The following is a 19,712-nucleotide window of genomic DNA, read 5'->3' as shown; positions in this document are numbered from 1 at the left end:
GTCCTGCGGGGTTCGCAGGGCTTGAACTATAACGACTTATTATGTAAGATAGCTTGGGGGTGGTTTTGGGCTTTCGAGCGTTGGGAAACAGCTTATTGCTTTTTCTTATTAAACCAAAAAAACAATAATAAAGTCTAATAAAAAAAGCAATGTGCTGTTAGAGCGTTGGCAGAAGCCCAAAACCACAGGAGCGTTGGCAGAGCGTTGGCCGGGTGGGCGCAAAAAGGTCAGCGTTAGCGTTCCTATCTTTTTTTAATTGGAAGGGGTGTTATGTTTTTTTGGATTTCTTTATAAATTTGGCATCATAAGATTTCTATCCAATTGGCTGGGTCGTAAATGCCTGCTTCTTTTTCAAGTTTAATTATTTTTTTGGCAAGCTTCCACATTTCTTTGATGTCTTCGGGATTGGAGAGGATGACTTTAATTATTACTTTTCTGGCTTCAATTAAAAATAATGGTGCTTGTTCCGGATTAATCTCTATGTTGTCAAATTGCATCATAAATAATGCTTTGTCCAGTTTATTGTCCAGGATTTCTTCTTCAAAATCGTCAATGCCACTAGCGATTAAATTGGCTTTGTCTAACCAATCCTGTTCGCCTGTTTTTAAATGGCGTTCTTTAAAAATAGCTTCCATTTCTCTAAACACATCGGGTTGATCTAGTTCTGGAAGATCTTCAATCCATTCGATCATTTCAGGATAGTTTTCTTCATTCTCCAGAAAGCGCAATAGTTCTTCAGTGTATTTGGATTGGTTATTCATTTTGAATTATCATTTACATTTAATGGGTTAATCAAAAGTAAGAATTTATTTATTGAAAGGGATGGCTTATTCAATATTTTCTTGGATGTTTTCTTATGTATTCATCTGCTGCTTTATCTATGTCATAAGCTGTTTTTACCTTGGTTGTAAATATCCAATCATTAATTTCTTCTCTTTTAAAATATAGTCTTTTGCCATTTTTATAATGAGGGATTGAACCTTCAGAAGTGAATTTATAAATAGCAGAAGGGCTTGTTTTTATGTAAGCTGATAAGGCTTTTATATCCATTGGATCGTTTTTATGTGCTAATGGACCGTTGGCACTTAATAGTTCGATAGATTTTTCTATGCGGTCCAGTCTTTCTAGGATAATTTCAAAAGGATTTTCCATTTTATCGGTACTTATGATTAAACAAAAGAGGTACTATTGGATGTGAATTTTAAGCGGGGGCTAAAAATATTTTGGTATTTTATTTGGTATCCAGTATTTCATCTGGTTTGTTGATTAAGGGATCAAGCCAATCTGCTTTGTCGTTGGCCCAATTGATCCATTCTTGTTTTTCGGTAGTCAAGGTATTGGTATCGATGGCGTTTTGCTTCCTGGCTTCAATGTATTGCCTGATTAAGCGGGTTTTGTCATATTGCTCGGAAAGTTTGACTAATCTATTGAATTTTTCAACTTCTTCATCCCTGCGTTTTTTAATTTCTTCTTTGCGTTTTAGCTCTTCTTCATATTTTATATGCCAGAGACGAGATTCTTCCTTCCTTATTTTTTTCTTTTCTGCTTCTATTTCTATCTTGGCTACTATTTTTGCCAATAATGTTTCTATTTTAACCTTCCCGTCTCTCCATTCTTTATCATCGAGATAACTCTCGATTTTAAAAATAAATTCACCTGTAGGCTCTAGAGTTGTGCCATAATAGGGAGGTTTTGCTTGGACTCTTTTGGAAGCTTCCCTCAAATCTATTTCGATAAAAACACCATCAATTAGTACACAAGTATTATGATACTCTTTAGAAATAGTGTGTCCTCTATGTCTAATTAACTTTGTAAAAGTATCCATAAATCGTAAAGCTCTTTCTCTATTGCTTATTTCAAATCTAATTGGATAATGTATTTTGGTATCGTCTGTGTAAAATATATTGTTCTTTGCGGCTTTCCAGAAATCCCTTGTTTGAATTGTCAGAATATCCGGTTTTATTATTACATCAGGAACAATTAATGGAGCATCAGGATCATTCTCGATTTCTTTGGTTCTTATGGTTAGCGGTGTTTGGTCCAGGTTTACGGTACTACCTTCTTCGCGGATTGTAAGGACTATTTTGCCCACACCTCCAAAAATGTCATTGAATTTTGTTTTTTTTACCGGTTTATTATGTTTGAGTTTCATCCAATAGCCACCGACAGGAATCGGGATGTCAAATTGCTTGCATAACTTTTTCAGACCGTCGATTGAGATTGCATATTGCAATGCTAGTTTGATAATGGGTGTTGACCACACTAAATCATAGAGTTGTTTTCTAGTTAATTCGATAGTTTCCATAAAAAGTACCTCTTTAAAAATCAGAATTAAAGGTACAAAATGTTGTTTAAAAAATGAAATTAGCGAAATGAAGCAAACAAAGAATTGATGCTAGGAATACTTGGACTAGGAGCGATTTTTGTGCAGCTGAATGAGATAATTGAATTGAGTAGGAATATATTGGTTCAGTTAATAAATATATTTTAAACCACTATGAAATTTTCAACTGCAACTTGAGTAGCAATCGGAGTATAAATATCTATTGTATTTTCAGGAGTTTCAATTGATACAATTAATGAATAACGTAATTGGGAATTACTTTTATTTTGTTTCTTAAGTTGTTTCCACCAACCAGAAGCAAGAGGATAAACGGCAAGAATATTACAAGATGCAATGTCAGCAGCAGAACCTTTCCAAAAATCACTATGAATTGAGCCTTTAAAAATATTCTTAGAACCATAAAACCATCTTTCACTCAAAGAACCTTTTGCGTAATCATTATCGTCTAAGGTAGTTTTACCAAGTGCTTCTTTTAAATTATCTTGATTTATTTTATTTGTTCTTACTTGGAAACTATTGAATGTTTCATTAGGCTTAATTAAATGAAATTTTAAAGCACATGATTGGTACGAATATTTTGTTGAATATCCTTTTTCTCCTGGATTAGGCTCAATATAATAGGACAAAGTAACTCTCATAGTAACATCTTCAGCACCTATACTCTCTAGAATATCTTTAGGCCAAGGAAATTCATAATAATGAATTTCATTTGTTTTTACATCACTTCCTTCAAGCTTATAAGGCTGAATAATCTGTTCGGATATAAATGTTAAATAATTTGATTTGCATTCTATAGCTTTTTCAAGATTAGGAATACCGTAACCAACAATTTTGAGAAGTTCTTGAATATCTCCTTTTTTGGTAGTATCTATTTGGAATTGACTAATCATTTCATCTTTCCAAGAAGCGGAATGAATCATCAAACCTCTGAGTGTTTCCACCCATGCATTAGGATATATATTTCTAAGTTTTGCCAGAAAATTAGAAGCGAATGCGGTTGCAGAACTAGTAGCCGATATAGTTGTGAAATTATGAACCAAGGCGTTTCTGTGAGTTGTCAAAACTTCTAAATCATCATGCCCTTCTGTTTCACCATTTTCTAAAAGAATACGATTACCACCTTCAAATACAACTTCTGGCTTTATTGGCCAACTATTATCCCATGAACTTGAAGTTCTACTGTAAGGAGATAGTTCAAATTTATTTGCTATAGTATTTGCATTTGGTAATAATTTTTCTGTGTAGGCTCCAACACAAATTGCATTCCAAGACTGCGCTGGACTTTCTGTTGAACTATTCAAATTACTTTCAGGGTAATTTTTGTAATCTTCTTCATCTCTAACATTACCGGCACTAATAACAAATAATTTTTTATCATCATTACCCTCACCAAAAATAATCCTGTCTATTACCGATGAATATGCAGACGGTTTGCCAAAATATACTTGAAAATCTGTAGTAATTGCCATGCAAAAAATTCTATTGTTATCAGGATTATTAATTATGGCTCTGTTAACAGCATCTAAAGTAATTAAGGGTAATTTTAGTCTATCATTAGGGTAAGCTGGATGTAAAATTTTTACTGATTCTAATTGATGGTAAATTTCAATTGGATTTTTATTTTCAAGAATCGCATTCAAATTACCATAAGCAACTACACCTGCCATACTGGTACCATGACCGTCGCTATCATTGAGGCCCCATCCGGGTTCTACTGTCATTAAATTTGGATTATCAAGTATTGGTGCGATTAATGAGTGACCATTGTTAATCCCGGTATCAAGGATACAAATAAAATTATTAGTTTTTGTAAAAGTTGTAATTCTTAAAGCTTCATCGACCCATTGATTATTCTCTGAAATTCTCTGATTAATCCAAAAGTTATTTAATTCTTCTGTTTTACGTATTTCGGCAATCCAACCAAATGACATAATTAGTTCATTTAATTGAGCATGGTTCGCCTTGATTATAAAAATAGTTCTTTGAGGAAATTCCAAAACACCATCAAGAAATTCTATTTCAAATAGTGTACAAATTTCAGTCAAATGGTTTGTTATAGGTTTAATAGCTTGCCCTTCTGTTGCTAACCATATTTCACACCAAATTGCTGATTCTTTGGGAATAAATTCTATGGGACTACTCCATAAATATTCAACTGTGGATATTTCAACAGTATCAATTTTTTCAATTAATTCCTGATTTCTAGGTTTAATACCATCATTAGTGTTGATGTACTTTTCAACTTTATCTACAAAGTTATTTTTTTTATCTTCAGGAATGAAAACCGTTGCGATTTGTTGATTTGTGTCTATGTTGGTATTTACGTTTAACAAAACCGCACCGCTTGAATCAAGAGATTCAATTTTTAAAGTATTATCTCTGGCACTTGTAAAAGTTATGTATTCCCCTTCTTTAGTTGGCAAACCATTTTCTTTTCTTAATGCAATTTGCTGTTCATACTTCCCCCATATTTCATTTAATGACGACAATATGGCGTAGCCATGTTCATTTTTATTTCTTTCTGGTAAATTAGCATCACCTCGTCCTCCAGAGGGTGGTGTTGTGTAGCTGTGTGATGTGTGAACATTCTTTATAAAAAGATGTGGCTTAAAATCTTCCCTCATAAATGATTATATCAAATGACTTGTTTTTCGATCCTTCATCATTTGGACTAATAACTTTTGAGTGACACTATTTTTATCCGTTAAAATGATTTCCTTGAGTGAGTCATTACAAGCATTTGTTATTTCTGCATGACTTAATCCAATTGCAGCATCAACTGCCGTTTTAAGGGAGAAGTCTCCAAGAAATTTGTGTAGTTTCAGTTTTATTAATTCTTCTATTTCTTCTTTTTTTGGTAAAGAATATGTAATAATATCATCGAAGCGTCTGAATAACGCAGAATCTAAAATTTTAATATTATTGGTAGCACCAAAAATTATACTTTCTGATGAATCCTGTTCTATAAATTGCAGGAATGAATTTAATACTCTACGCATTTCACCAACTTCATTGTCTCTTCCTCTTTCCGCCCCTATAGCATCAAATTCATCAAATAAGTAAACACCTCTGTTTGAAACCATCATATCAAAAATCTGTCTCAGTTTAGAAGCTGTTTCTCCCATATACTTGGTCATTAATTTATCCATCATAACAACATATAATGGTAGTTTTAATTCCCCTGATATAGCGGAAGCCGTAACTGTTTTGCCTGTTCCTGGAAGACCCGACAATAATACTTTTCTACGGTTTTGTAAACCATGTTTTAGAATCTTATCTCGTTCTTTATACTCTCTTATTATTCGATTTAGTTTATTTGAAACCTCGGCAGAAAGTATTAATTCATTTAATCTGTTTTCGGGATAGTACACTAAAACCAAATCACTTAAGTCAGGATTAATTCTTATTACTTTAAAACCATCCGTTTTTGACCTATCAACTAAATCTTTTATTTCTTTTGCAATAGACATATGTCCTTGTCTGGCTTCGTGTGCTGCTACTTGAAGAGCAATAGAAGTGAATCTCTCATTATCGTTTTTGTAATGAGATTGCAATAATGATTTTAATTGTTCCGCTGTCGCCATAAAACAAAAGTAATAAAAAAAGCCATTTTAAATGCATCCGATATGCATTTAGGCCGATTTCGTTTAATAAAAACTAATAATATTTTTAAAATAATAACATAACATTATACCAAACTAGAAAAAAGTGTTTTACCATTTTTATTGCGGATCTATGTTAAGTTGCAATTTTTCAAACAAAAATAAATAATATGAACCACTATTTATAAATGATCAAATAAAGTTTCAATACATATTACGCTGCAAAACCTCTTCCCGTTTGTGCTAATTCATAAAAATGCTGAAATGCTACATCTACTTTTTGAGAAAAAACTAATCGGTCATAACTGGTTTCTGGCAACAAGTTTCCAAGTACTAATTGGATTTCTCTTTTTACTTTTTCCTGTGTTGCTTTTTCTTTATGCCATTCTTGGATTAGGATTTTATTTTTAGCGTCATATAATTTCTTTAATAAAGACCTTGCAGCCAATCGAACTGATTTTTCCTCTTCTTTGGTTAATTTATCTTTTTTTAATAAATCAAAAAGTTCTTGCTCTTCTTCAGTCATTTCATTTTTAGCAGCTCTTTGTTGCTCTTCATTCGAATCTTCTGCTAGTTTCAATAAATCTTCATAAGCCTGCTCAATTGATAAACTTCCAGAATTATAATCATCGATTATCTTTTGAAAATTTTCCAAAAATGAACCTCTCGTTTTATTTTGAGCCATCATTTGCTTTAATTTGACTTCGAGCAATTCTCTTAAATCTGCAAACTGAATGTTTTTATATTTTTTGTCTGGAAACTCACTTCTCAGTAATTCGAAATTTAATTTACTTAAATCGATTTGCTTTGAATCATCCATCTTATATTCAAAATTTGCAACATCTTGTAAATCTCCTTTTCCAACAATGCTAGTATCTAATAATTCTTCAATCTTTTTCTTGGCCCTTTCTACTGCTTCATCCTGATCTACATTTCTATCGACAACATCTCTAAGATATTGTAATACATCCCGGTTCCTTTTTACATTCTGAAATTCATATACTTCGGGTTTTGCAGAATCATATAACGAAACAATAGTGTTCACGAATAATCCTAATTGTTTTCTATGTTCGTCTTTAGCCAAAATGATGTTGGCATATTCTTGAAACAGTTCTATTTCTTTAAATCCTCTTTCGCCCATCGATAGAATTTTATCTACATCAGCTCCCAATTCGTTACAAAATAGCTTTGCTTCAATTATTGCTTGGTCTAACAATGCTAACAATTCCTCAAACTCTTTTGCTGGGTATTCGTCTTCATCAACTTCATTATTTCTGCCTTTAGTTCCTTCGGCATAGGCCGCTAAAGCTATTTTAAGATTTCTAAAAACCCCAAAATAATCTATTACTAAACCATTTTTCTTTCCTTCAATAACCCGATTTGTTCTTGCAATAGTTTGCATTAACGTGTGATTTTGTAACGGTTTATCCAAATAAAGTGTTGAAACCGATGGAGCATCAAAACCAGTCATCCACATTGCGGTAACAAAAACGATGCGATAGGTATTGTTCGGGTCTTTGAAATAATCTTCAATGTTACGACCGTCTTCATCGGGGCTGTCTATTAATTGACGATGGTGTTTAATATTTAAACCCGCTTCACTAAATGTTTTTTCTTCTTCTTTATCGCTTCCTTCTTGACTAATCACCACTGCCATTTTGGTTTCGGTCATAAAAGCGATTGCCTTTTCATATCTTGTTTTTAGTTCGGGATTGGTTTCACTAGCTATTTTCTTTCTTAACTCTTTGATTTCTTCTTTTAGGTGGTATTGCACCTTATCATACATTTTAACCGCTGTGAATTTATCAATGCTAATTACCATTGCTTTCATTGGTCTTCTTCTGTCATCTTCATCTACCACATCTAAACGATACGGAAAATGTTTCACTATATGTTTTGCAATTTCTTCTAGGCGGTCGTCCCTTCTAACTACATTCAATAAGGTAGAAAACTCTTTATCTAATTTGCTTTTTTGTTCTTCAGTAAGATTTTCATTTTCTAGAATGGCTGCAGCTTCACCAACTAAATCAGGATTTACTTGTTCTACTCTTGGCACACTTTTTTTATAGAAAATGGGAACTGTTGCTCCATCTTCAATACTTTGAGCAAAGTTATATTCTGAAATATAGGAGCCAAACCAATCCTTAGTTAATTCGCTTTTTAATAATGGTGTTCCGGTGAAAGCTATGTATTGGGCATTTGGCAATGCAATACGCATATTTTCTGCCAAACTTTTGTATTGTGTTCTGTGTGCTTCATCTACAATTACAATCCAATCTTTTCTGTCGGTTAGTTGTGGATATGTTTTACCGCTTTCTATACCGAATTTAAAAATTAATGTAAAAACATACGCTCTGTTGGATTGCAGATACTCCCGAAGATTTACTTTGTCTTTTGGTCTGAAATAGTTTTCTTTTTGGTCTTTGGTTTCAACAATGGCTTCTGTTTCTAGAAAGTTTCTGTAAATCTGGCCGTCCAAATCTTTACGGTCTGTAATGACCAAAAACGACCAATTTCCTGTAACTTTTCGATGGATTTTTTTGGAGAAAAAAATCATTGAATAAGATTTTCCAGAACCTTGTGTGTGCCAAAATATACCTAACTTTCCTTTGTTGGTATCTTTATTCTGTAGAGCAAGTATAGCATTATTTACTCCTAAATATTGGTGGTTTTTAGCAATAATTTTAACCTTATTTTTATGGTATAACACAAAGTTTTCAAAATAATCTAGTATGTTTTCTTTGCTGCAAAGTCCTTCCCCAAAGATTTTTAGACTTAAATGTTCTCCGGTTCTTTGGCTTTCAATCTCAATTTCGTCTTTTGTTGGCTGATCGTGCGTTATGGCGGTGTCGGTTAGTTTTAACCAAGAAAAGAAATGATCCCAAGGTGCATTGAAACTACCAACTCTGGTTTGGATTCCGTTAGAAACACAAACAAATAAATTGTACCAAAACAATTGAGGAATATCTCGTTTATAATTTTTTAAGTTTAGATCAAATCCTGTTTTTACTTTTTCAGTAGCATTTTTTAATTCAATCATTACCAATGGCAAACCATTGATATAGAGCAACAAATCTGGTCTTCTGGTAATGTTTTGCGTTTCCTGGTATTCGATACTTAATTGCGAAACCAATAAAAAATCATTCTCTGTCTTTTCATTAAAATCAATAACTTTTACATAATCATTTTCTTCACGACCTAATGCGTTTTTAAATTCAACCTGAATTCCATTTTTTATTAACTCATAAATTTCCTTGTTGGCAATTATTGGAGTAAGTGTAGCTCTGCTTTTTGTCAATTCATAAATAGCGTGGTCAATACATTCTGACGGTAAATTTTTATTTAGGTTTTCTAAACTACTTCTTAATCGGCCGAGTAACACTACATCTTTAAGTGTTTCTCTACCCATTAGTTTTTTCTCCCAAGCATTGATGTGTGTGTAGCCTAACTTTTCGGTAAAGAAATTGATGTCGGCTACTTCAATATGTGATTCGTTTAGATATGCCATAGTTAACTATTTAAACTTAATTTTATAACTGTCATTTTCAACAAGAAATTTGGTGTTTTCCAAAAAGCTTTCGTTGTTTGTGTAATTAAATATATTTTTTAGATATTTGAAATTAATATCTTCGGATAAAAGATTGGTTATTAAAAGTATATCAAATGATTTTTCTTTTGAATGCCCTATTTTAACTTCGGTAGTAGTAATGTTGAATGAATAATTTTTTGTTACTGAACTTTTTACTTCAACAAATCGTGTTTCTTCCCCTTTTTTACACTCAAAATCATAACCTAAACCATCTTTACCCTTAGGAAACCCAGCTTTAATTGCATATTCCGAAACCCATTCTACACTATCAAATTCTTTCTTTAATAATTCAAAAGCAAATTTCTCCCCAATAAAACCAATATCTTCATTTTTGTATTTTTTAGATTTTCCATTAAAAGATTGTCCAGTTGAACTATTCCCTTTTCCATTGCTATTTGCCTCCGGAGCTTTTGTAGGATCATAATGTTCCATTTTGAAATCATTATTTTTTACTTGCTCTTCGATAAAATCTAATAAATCATTTACGTTATTATCTGAAAAGGCAACCGAAGTATTAGCAATATTTATTTGTAGCTCGCCATCATCTTTGGTTAGACTATTGAATTTTTTAATCAAATCTATTTTTAAGTTTTCAACCTCATTAAAAAAAACAGCATTTCTAAATTCAGTTTCGTATTTATTATCATTGAAAATAGTATCATTAAAATTTGACACTAATCTCATTTGAGATTCAAATGCCCGGAAGTTTTTATTGTAGATTGACTCTAAATCTATTTTTAAAGTAGCATCAATAGCATCATAATTAATCTCTGAACGATTTTTTGAAATAGCTAATTTATGAGCCTTTTGGACCACAAAATTAATTGAGTTGCTAACTTTAAAGGAATTGAATTTAGAAACTTGTTCCCATTTTTCTATAAAGTCCTTTGATTGCTTTTTGTTAAATAGAAAAGAAGCATATTTATCTGAAAAGACTTTATGATAGGTATATATTTGATTTTCGATATGGCTTTCAAAATTTAAAATTTTATAGCCGAAAGCATTAAAATCAGATAAATCAATTTTTATGTGTTGGAATATTTTTTGGATGTATAAGAAGTTTTTACGGTCTGAAAGATTATTGTAATCTAACTTTCTGAATATATCATAAAACTCATCTTTATCTAATTTTACAAATAATTTACTATGAATAAAGTCACTATTCAAATCTATTTCAGATTTAAATTTTATTTCTTTTATATCCAATATTAGTTTCCAAAATCTTTGTTCTGATGATAAAACTCCTTCAAACTTTCCTAAGATTTCTTTTTCAATAGTTCCATAATCTTCAAACTCTCTTTTTAAAAGATGAATCCAATTGGAAGGACTTTCGCCCAATAATAAAATAAAATCTTTTCTATTTTCGGTTACTTTTAAAGCGCCACAAATAATATCGGCAATAGTTTCTTTTAATCTATAATCTTTTTTTAATTCTTGATAATTTGAATTATCACGGTCCAGTTTAATATAGAATATTTTTGAAACATCATCTTGAATGTATTCATATTTGTTTAATGATAAATCATTGTCAACTCCATTTAAACGAAACTTTACATCAATATTAAACGCTATTGTAATTTTGATGTTTTTTATTGCAGATAGTTCAAAATCTAATTGTGTTTTTTTCAATCCTTTTTGAAAACGATATGCAAATAAATGAGGTTTCATTTCATTTAACTCTCCTATGAAAGCTTCATTGAGCTTATGATTAGATTCGACATTTTTTTGAACACTAAATTTGATGTAATCCAATGGTTGCACCCCAAATAAACTCTGGATTCTTTGGTTGCCTGCACGATGTGGTAACTTAGCAACTTTTAATTTTTTCAATAACTCCTGACTGAAATTTGGATTGTCAACATAGGTTACTTCACTTATGGGCGTAAAACTATTTTTGCCTTCAAAAAAAGCATATATCTGACCTGTTTCAAAATATTTTTTCCTTTCTACACTGTCTTCAATAACTTCTCTGTTTTTGGTAGCCTCTATAATAGCCATATAAAAACTTTGAATATTGCTGGTTGCTTCTGAAAAATGGGTATTGTGTTGGCTTAATAATGTGTAAAGTGACGGAATTGATAAGTCTTTCAAGCTGTCTTTTAACCCTATTCTTTTTAAAAAATAGTTGATTTGCTCTTCATCAATATTGTTGTTAATGAAAGGCGTTGCTGTATAATTTATTTTTGGTGTTTTGACCAATGGACTTAAATTATTGCTGTCCAACAAACAATTATTAGGTATTGACTTTTCGCCATTTTCAACAGGAATAAAAGCTGTTTTTTGAATTATAAAATTAATATATGATTTTATATGATTTTTAGGTAAATTTCTATGGTGTACTTTGTGAGGAGCTGCAAATCTTAATTGGCTACCATAGAATTCTTGATTTGTTGTAAGCGAATTGTATAATTCATTATCTTTTAAAAACCAAGCCAACAGACATTCAAATGATGCACCAGTAATTATTGCTTCAAAATGTTCATACCATAAAACATTACATCTAAAATCCCAACATTTTTTTAAATCTGAAAAACTTTCAATTATCTCATTATATCCAACTGTATTAAAAGGATACTTTATAGATTTTAGAGTAAACTTTATAAAATCATTGCTACCAAGAGACCATTCGTTAATTTCTTTATTCTCTCTTTTTGGAAAATCAGCAACACCCAACCATTTCAAATAATTTTCAACAGAATGATTTGACAGTAAAATTTCTGATTGATGAATTTCTTGAACTAACCCATTTTGTTCAAAAGAACCCGCAAAAACATCTTCTTTGACTTCTTTCAGCAAATCTTCCATTAAATATCCTAATCCGTATTCTTTTCCAAAATATAATTTATTGGCCTCTTTTAATTCATTATTTCTTGTAAATAAATATGGTGAAGTTAATGTAACTGGAAAAGTGTTTTTAGCATCTGTATTGTCATCTAAAGAGTTGTAAATACTAAATAAAGCCCTATGCATTTCTGCAATTGCATTGACTTTATCTTTTTTTCCTATTCTAATAATTTCATTTGTACTTGAAATAATTTTTTGAACCACTACATTCATCGCATATTCTGCCACATTGTATAGATTCAGTTTTTCAATAACTTGACGTGGAGGAATATTACCAAATCGAGATCTAATTCTTCTGTACAAATCTTGGTTTAAGAATTGTAATTTAATTCCTTTAGGAAGGTTGTAAGTAATCTCTTTTGGAGGCACAATTACCGTATCAAAGCTTTTGATTCTTTTATCTTCGAAATTATTAAGTAAAAACGGCAAAGTTGGATTTTTACCACTATAAATGTCTTTGGTTTTTTCGCAAACTAAATAAATCCAATCGACACGTTGTTTTTCAGTTAAAAAATCATTGTCAATAATTTGATTGATTTTATTGGTAAACTCGCTATCTGGATATTTTAAATTAATTTTTAGAGTTGATAGATAATAGATAATCTCTCTATCTGAAGTTTGTTGTAAAAGCGAATTAAATAATTGATGTCCTTTTTTAGGAATACAGTTTTGAATGTCTACCTCATAAAATTTAATGTTGTCTGAAAGTTTTAAATATTTTTTATTTATAGAGGGAAAAATGGGTAATTCTTTAATATAGTTATCAATTGAACCTTTTAAATTCCACGGAGCATTATTTAGGCTACTATTGTTATAAATTGATGGAATAACCAATTTTAACGCATCGTAATTACATCTTTTATTAGCAGTTAAATTTAGAGCGCATTTTACAAGCAAATTCGCTAACTTATCAATTAACTGTATGTTAAATCCATTTTCTACATTTTGTAGCTGATTTCTATTGGAAGATAATTCAAAAGACCCGTGAGCCAATACAGGATATGGAAAATCTACCTCTGTTCTGAAGTAAGAAAATAATTTTTGAGTTGAAGGGATAATTTCAGGATTGAAGGCAATTTTTATTTCATAATTTTTTGAACCTTTAGCATTGCTCATTGAGCCCTTGTCTTCCATTACATACCATAACCAATTACCATTATTATCATCATTTAAATAGTCTATTTTGGTTATTTTTATGACATCATCATTAACTTCTTTTTTTAAAATAAAATGATGTTCATCTGTTTTTACTTCAATTTCTTCAAGTTTATTTAAAAATATTAAAATCTCTGGGATTATATCAATTTCAATTTGATTTTTGATATCTTTTTCGACATCCTTTTTTAATGTTAATTCAATAACGGTATCATAGTCGACTTCCTTTTTACTGGATGTGTCCTCTTCTATGTAAGGACAACGTAAAACAGAAACAGAAGACTTTTCATTAGTTTTACGTTTAATAATTTCTTTTATTTCAGGTCTTTCTTCCAGTATTTCAGCTAAAAAAGCATTTGCGTGTTGTTTGGAAAATTTTAAGTGTAAATCATAGCTTGCGATATAAATTTCTTTCGACCAATTAAGTACAGAACGAAAGCCAAGACCTTTTTGTCCAACTTTATTCTCTTCCATTACTTTTGGACTCAAATGGCTATACATTAATGATTCTACACCACCCAATGAAAAAGGATTTCCATTATTAGCTATTATTAAAGTATCATTTTCTAAAAGTATTTTTACTTTCTTTGGTTTTACTGTATCGCTCTCATCATTTGCATTTTGAATCATTTCGAGCAATTGACGTCCTGTATATTCATCAACAATACTATTCTCAATACCGAAATGTTCAACTATTGAGAGAGGCTCATTCAAATAGGTACTTCTCCTTTGTTGTATAAGTTCCAAAATATCTTTATTGGCAACAGACTGAACATTCAATGCTTCCATTTATTTGATACTATTTTGATTTTGATATTCGGCTCTTGGCTCTGCTACCATTAATAATTCCTTCTCCTCCGATAGATGCTCAACCTTCAACTTACCACTGATTAATCTTGGTAGTAATAAATCGAAAGATTCTTGAACAAGTTTAGTTTTTTGTAACAATAATTTGTGTTCTAAATCAATAGAATTTATAATTGAATAAAAATTATTTAATATATCTTCCGTAGGAATTAAAACCGATGTCTTTCTTAAAATGTCAGTATTAATATTTTGTATTGCAGCACCATAAGAAAAGTTATTAAAATACTCTGTCAGTGAATTTATTCTGTAATATAAATAAGAAGGTTTCATGTTCATTTTGTAACTATTTGTATAAAGCCAACCATCGTGAATACACCCTTTTATTCCTAAGAAAACACAAAAGCCTAAAGTACCACTAGTTGCTATTATTAAACTTCCTTCATCTAAATAACGACTAAAAGATGCACCATATTCATTTACATATTCTTTTGTTTCTAATACAAATTTTGAAGATGCAGTAGCATCAGCAATTTTTATCCAAGGTATATTTCCATTTTCAAAAAAACTAAAATCTGTTATAGGTCTTGGTGAAGAACCTCGTCCAACTGTACATATGTCACCAATTTTAAGATTCTTCCAACCTTCTGGCAAACCATCTACAATTTTCGTGCTTTCATAACCCGGAAAACGCAGACGCACAAACCATTCGTTATAGATTTCGTCAGCCATTTCTTCTAATAACTTGATTCGTTTTTTGTTGTTCTCAATCAGTTCGTCATAGGAAGATAATATTGATGCGATTTTTTGTTGGATCGGAATTGATGGAAGTTTTATTTTTGTATTTCGAAGTATTTCGGTATTGATATTTTGAATTGCAGCACCCGAAGAGTAATTATTAAATTGTACTGAATAATAAATTAAAAAATAGTATAAATATTCCTTATCAATAAAATTTTCATTGTAGTTTGAGACATAAAGCCAACCGTCGTGAATACATCCTTTTACACCTAAAAATTTTATCAAACCAATTGAACCACTTGCAGATATTATTAATGAATTTGGTTCAAGATGTCTGCTGAAACTTGCTCCAAATTCATTTACATATTCTTTAGTTTCATAAATATATTTACCAGAAGCAGTTGCATCAGCAATCTTTACCCAAGGAATATCCCCATCAACAAAATAACGTTGGTCAATTATTGGTCTTGGTGAAGAACCTCTTCCAACCTCACATAACTCTCCTATTTTATATTCTATCCAATTTTCCATTTATATAAATTCTTTGCTATTTTGAGTTATAAAATGGATTAATTCATTTGATCTTTTATTTAAAACATTTAATTCATCACATTTAGAATTAATAATTTCAATAAATTCTTTATTGCTTATGGTGTTCCCGTCCAGCTCAAGACCAACATATCTACCAGCATTCATAGAATAATCTTGCTCTTCAACATATTCTGTTCTTTCTGCTACTTTGCATAATCCAGCTACATCAGCATATTTTGCTTCCGGGAAACGACTTTGCAACCAGTCCATATTGGTTTTGAAATAGGTAACTTCATCGGTACTATCTTTCCATTGTTGTTGTAGTTCTTCAATTAATTTTATCCCATTTAAGCCTAAAGCTATCCAGTCTTTATCGTTTTTAACTTTAATTTCTTTGTCTGCAAGTGCTAACACTTCTAGTAAAGCGTCTTTGCTGGCTTTTAAAACAGTTTCTATTTCTTTTACTTGGGCAGTGTAAGCTTCTAAATTTTTTGCATAAGCTAATTGTTGTTCGTTTGATGAGATTGCTTCGTTCCTCGCAATGACTGGTAATGATATATGTGGTAATGATAAACTTGTAATCTTGTCGATTAAACCACTTTCTATGATTTTTTTGAACGCTTCGGGTTTGTGCTTGGTTTTACTATCTCTTGAATACTGTTGTAAATTAATTATCGTACTTTTTAAAATAGTAAAATAGTCATTATAAGCTGCTGGCACTTTGTCTATCGCTTCATTGGATTGGTTGATGTAACGACCAATTAATTCAAGATAGCGTTCGTTTTCGCCGCGGTATAAACGTACAATTGCAGTTAGGTTTTGAATGTGTTCTTCTTTCCATTCGCGGTGTGCACGGTCTCTTTGATGGTAGGTATTTCGAGCATCTATGAATAAGATTTTGTCTTTGCGTTCTGTGTTGATTTTTTGTTTGTCAAAAAACCAGAGCGTTGCAGGTAAGGTTACGGTCAAAAACATATTGGAAGGCATTGAAACCATACAATCTACAATGCCGCTATCGACCACTTTTTTACGAATTTCATATTCTGAATTTCCAGCATCAGAAGCAGAATTAGGCATAACAAAACCAGCTCTTCCTTTATCGTTTAATGATGTAGCGAACAATGAAATCCAAAGGTAATTGGCATCGGTAATGCTGTCGTTGGTGTTTTTGCCTTTGTTTTTAGGCAAGCCGTATTTGTAGAAACGTTCGTCGTTTTTAACGGTGCTTTCTTTTACTGATTTTACGTTAAACGGTGGATTTGCCATTACAAAATCGAACTTTCCTAAACCCTCATAAGGGTCATTTTCGTAGGAGTTGGTTTCGGTAATTTCGCCACGAATATTATTGACCATCAAGTTCATCTTTGCCAAACGTGCCGTTTCGCCCATATATTCTTGTCCGTACACATAAATATCACTCAAATCGTGTTTGGCTTCTTTAACGAAAGTGGCACTTTGCACAAACATACCTCCCGAACCACAAGCTGGATCATATATCTTTCCGGCATACGGTTCAATAACTTCTACAATAAATCGTACTACAGAAGTTGGTGTAAAGAATTCACCTCCTTTTTGTCCTTCGCTCATTGCAAACTCTCCAAGGAAGAATTCATATATTTTACCAAAAATATCTCCAGTTGCATTTTTAGGAATGTCTGAGAATGTTTTTAGTAACTGTGGTAATATATCGGCTTTCTTTTTTTCTATTTCAAAGTAGGCTTCTTTTGGCAAAACATCTTTGAATTTATCGTCTTGGTATTTTTCAATGCCTTCCATTGCTTCACGAAGTTTTTTTGCCAAACTTTCGTCTCCAGGAAGATTTAGTAAAAAATCATATCGGGCAAAGTGAGGTAAATAAAAACCACATTTAGACAATGCAATAGCATCAATAGTTCTTTCTAATCTTGTGCCTTTTTCCGCCTCATATTCTTTAAGGATTTCTGGCTCGTAATGGCTGTATTTGTTTTCTGCAAATCGTAGAAAAATAAGTCCAAGAACTGGCACTGCATAGTCGGCTGCTTTTAGTCCGCCGTAAGCTCGTAGTGAATTGGCAGAATCCCACAGGTCTTTTTCTAGTTTTTTGAGTTGTTCGTTTGTCATTATTGTTTGTGAAAATTATTTTAAAAAAAGTATTTACCCATTTAGGTTCCTATACTTTTTTAGGACTTGATTAATTGTGTTATTTTATCGATTAATATTTTTTCGGTTGCTTCTATTTCGCCATCACTTGCCGCTAACTGATTTAAATTATCCATTACTTCGTTTGCTCTTTCTTTGGAACTGAAAGCAGTTTCTTTGACTGTTAATTCGGGTAAAACCGAAGCATTCATTAAATCAAATAAAAGGTGTTTTTCCGTATTTGTAAACTCGTTTAGATTTCCAATCATATCTGATAAGAAAAGTTTTTCAGCTTCGTCTATTTTACCGTCAACTTTAGCCAAATAAATGAGTAAGATGATTTCGTTTCTTTTGTCTTCCTTGGTTTTAAAGTTATTGGTTTTAAAAAGCTTACCAAAAAAACCACCTACTGCTTTTGTTGCGTTACCAATATTTTGTTTTAATTCTTCCGCGTCACTTTGAAAAACCACTTCAGGATTACTCCAAATATCAATAATAGTTAGATTGTGTTCTTCGTTTGTAATAATGTGTTTGTATGTAATTTCGACACAAGGAATTATTTGGTAACTCATTTGTTCTTTTACTACTACAGGAAAAATAGCTTTGTTGAGTTTTAAATCTGATTCGAAATTTGTTGCAAATTTTAAGCTGTATTCATCGTAGTTTTCGGTTTTTACAGCATTTAATCTTTTGTATATTTCTAAATATGGAGCATCGGTAATGATGTGTTTTTTAATATCTGATTCCAATACAGTAATGGTCTCACCTTCAAATGTAAGTTTGTCTATGCTGTCATTTGAAACGGTAGTGTCAACATAGACCAATTGTGCAATTAATCCCATTGTGTTGCACGTAGGACAATCGACCGTTCCATAACGCTCTTTGTCTCCATAACACGTTTTGCAAATTATATTGCCTTGCGCTCTGCAATAATCACAATTTATTTCGCCACGACCATTGCAATTTTCACAACGTAATTCTCCTTTAGCAGCGCATTTGCTACAATTTACAATTCCCTGACGACAATCTGAACAAGGATAAATACCTCGGCCGCTACACTTTTTACAACGTTGTTGTTTTCCATTTACAGTAACCATTCCAGTACCATTACAACCACTGTCAAAAAATCCAGAACCACATTTTATTTCTCCTTTACCACCACATTTTGAACACTTGCATTCACCACTTCCTCGACATTGATCACATTTTATAAAACCGGAGCATTTACAAGGTTTGCAATCTACTTTTTTATTTCCATTACAGGAAGGACAAGTGTAATCGTGTCTTCCTTGACATTCACTATCTGGACAACCAACATATTTATTGGCCTTGCAGTTTGAACAATTTTCTTTGTATGTTAAATCAGGGAAAAAATATTTTCTTTGAATTGGATTAATTTCATTATTAATCTCATCAAAAGGAAATTTAAGGGGGTTTTCTATGTGTATTTTATCCAGTTTAGAACCATTAATCTTGAATTTTTGATTCAGTATTTTTAAAATGTTATCATTTTTTAAAACTGCTTTTTGTCCAAAAAGTTTTTCTCCTCCTTCAATTTCTTTAAAATTATCTGTAACGGCATCATAAAGCGGGAATTTGACAAACTGAATTTCTCTTTCTACCTTTTGAAAACTCATTTTTGAAAAACTGTAGTCTGCTCTTTTGAACTCTTGATTTTCAGAAATAATCATTTTGTCAAACTTGTCAGGAACTTGATTTTTTAAAATAGTTTTAATTTGTTCTATTGTGATTTTTTGAAATTGTTTGTCGGCAGAAATTTTCATTAATAACTTTTTGGGGATTGTATACAAACATACAATAAAGCAATCTTAAATTCTTTGAGGAAAACCGTAAAAGGGTGAAAATAAATGAAAATAAGTGAAAATAAATGCAGGGTGTAGGGTGTAAGGGGAAAACGTGTAAAACATATTTTATTTTTTAAAAATAAAAAAAACGGACTCATCCGGCTGTATTGGAGCAAACA

The 19,712-nt window shown here is 31.5% G+C and carries 10 protein-coding genes; all 10 read right to left on the bottom strand.

Annotated elements, in window-relative coordinates:
- Positions 1-302: 302 nt before the first annotated feature.
- Positions 303-761 (bottom strand): hypothetical protein, encoded by a 459-nt coding sequence (locus E0F76_RS03325; RefSeq protein ID WP_132001300.1) that lies wholly within the window; start codon positions 759-761, stop codon positions 303-305.
- A 70-nt stretch (positions 762-831) separates the two neighbouring features.
- Positions 832-1,152, bottom strand: a complete 321-nt coding sequence (locus E0F76_RS03320) for a helix-turn-helix domain-containing protein (RefSeq protein ID WP_132001297.1) — start codon at positions 1,150-1,152, stop codon at positions 832-834.
- Positions 1,153-1,231: 79 nt separating this feature from the next.
- Complete coding sequence (locus tag E0F76_RS03315; RefSeq protein WP_132001294.1) at positions 1,232-2,305, bottom strand: hypothetical protein; 1,074 nt, start codon at positions 2,303-2,305, stop codon at positions 1,232-1,234.
- A gap of 182 nt (positions 2,306-2,487) precedes the next feature.
- Positions 2,488-4,968 (bottom strand): S8 family peptidase, encoded by a 2,481-nt coding sequence (locus E0F76_RS03310; protein ID WP_132001291.1) that lies wholly within the window; start codon positions 4,966-4,968, stop codon positions 2,488-2,490.
- A 6-nt stretch (positions 4,969-4,974) separates the two neighbouring features.
- Positions 4,975-5,928, bottom strand: coding sequence for an AAA family ATPase (locus E0F76_RS03305; protein ID WP_132001288.1), 954 nt, complete (start codon positions 5,926-5,928; stop codon positions 4,975-4,977).
- A gap of 232 nt (positions 5,929-6,160) precedes the next feature.
- On the bottom strand, positions 6,161-9,454 hold the full coding sequence (locus tag E0F76_RS03300; protein WP_132001285.1) for a type I restriction endonuclease subunit R: 3,294 nt from the start codon (positions 9,452-9,454) through the stop codon (positions 6,161-6,163).
- A gap of 6 nt (positions 9,455-9,460) precedes the next feature.
- Complete coding sequence (locus E0F76_RS03295; RefSeq protein WP_132001282.1) at positions 9,461-14,323, bottom strand: sacsin N-terminal ATP-binding-like domain-containing protein; 4,863 nt, start codon at positions 14,321-14,323, stop codon at positions 9,461-9,463.
- Positions 14,324-15,610: a restriction endonuclease subunit S gene (locus tag E0F76_RS03290; RefSeq protein ID WP_132001279.1), complete on the bottom strand. Its 1,287-nt coding sequence runs from the start codon at positions 15,608-15,610 to the stop codon at positions 14,324-14,326.
- Positions 15,611-17,710: a type I restriction-modification system subunit M gene (locus E0F76_RS03285; protein WP_132001276.1), complete on the bottom strand. Its 2,100-nt coding sequence runs from the start codon at positions 17,708-17,710 to the stop codon at positions 15,611-15,613.
- 59 nt (positions 17,711-17,769) lie between these two features.
- The gene (locus tag E0F76_RS03280; protein WP_132001273.1) at positions 17,770-19,512 is read right to left on the bottom strand and encodes a TerB family tellurite resistance protein; all 1,743 of its coding nucleotides are present in this window, start codon (positions 19,510-19,512) and stop codon (positions 17,770-17,772) included.
- Positions 19,513-19,712: the final 200 nt, after the last annotated feature.

The sequence above is a fragment of the Flavobacterium cellulosilyticum genome (genome assembly GCF_004349355.1).
GTDB lineage: Bacteria > Bacteroidota > Bacteroidia > Flavobacteriales > Flavobacteriaceae > Flavobacterium > Flavobacterium cellulosilyticum.
This window is presented reverse-complemented; position numbering and strand designations above follow the sequence as displayed.

Excerpts from the sequence above, each read along its gene's own strand:
- E0F76_RS03295 (WP_132001282.1), bottom strand. The coding sequence starts at position 14,323 with ATGGAAGCATTGAATGTTCAGTCTGTTGCCAATAAAGATATTTTGGAA.
- E0F76_RS03285 (WP_132001276.1), bottom strand. The coding sequence starts at position 17,710 with ATGACAAACGAACAACTCAAAAAACTAGAAAAAGACCTGTGGGATTCT.
- E0F76_RS03320 (WP_132001297.1), bottom strand. The coding sequence starts at position 1,152 with ATGGAAAATCCTTTTGAAATTATCCTAGAAAGACTGGACCGCATAGAA.
- E0F76_RS03315 (WP_132001294.1), bottom strand. The coding sequence starts at position 2,305 with ATGGAAACTATCGAATTAACTAGAAAACAACTCTATGATTTAGTGTGG.
- E0F76_RS03305 (WP_132001288.1), bottom strand. The coding sequence starts at position 5,928 with ATGGCGACAGCGGAACAATTAAAATCATTATTGCAATCTCATTACAAA.
- E0F76_RS03290 (WP_132001279.1), bottom strand. The coding sequence starts at position 15,610 with ATGGAAAATTGGATAGAATATAAAATAGGAGAGTTATGTGAGGTTGGA.
- E0F76_RS03300 (WP_132001285.1), bottom strand. The coding sequence starts at position 9,454 with ATGGCATATCTAAACGAATCACATATTGAAGTAGCCGACATCAATTTC.
- E0F76_RS03310 (WP_132001291.1), bottom strand. The coding sequence starts at position 4,968 with ATGAGGGAAGATTTTAAGCCACATCTTTTTATAAAGAATGTTCACACA.
- E0F76_RS03325 (WP_132001300.1), bottom strand. The coding sequence starts at position 761 with ATGAATAACCAATCCAAATACACTGAAGAACTATTGCGCTTTCTGGAG.
- E0F76_RS03280 (WP_132001273.1), bottom strand. The coding sequence starts at position 19,512 with ATGAAAATTTCTGCCGACAAACAATTTCAAAAAATCACAATAGAACAA.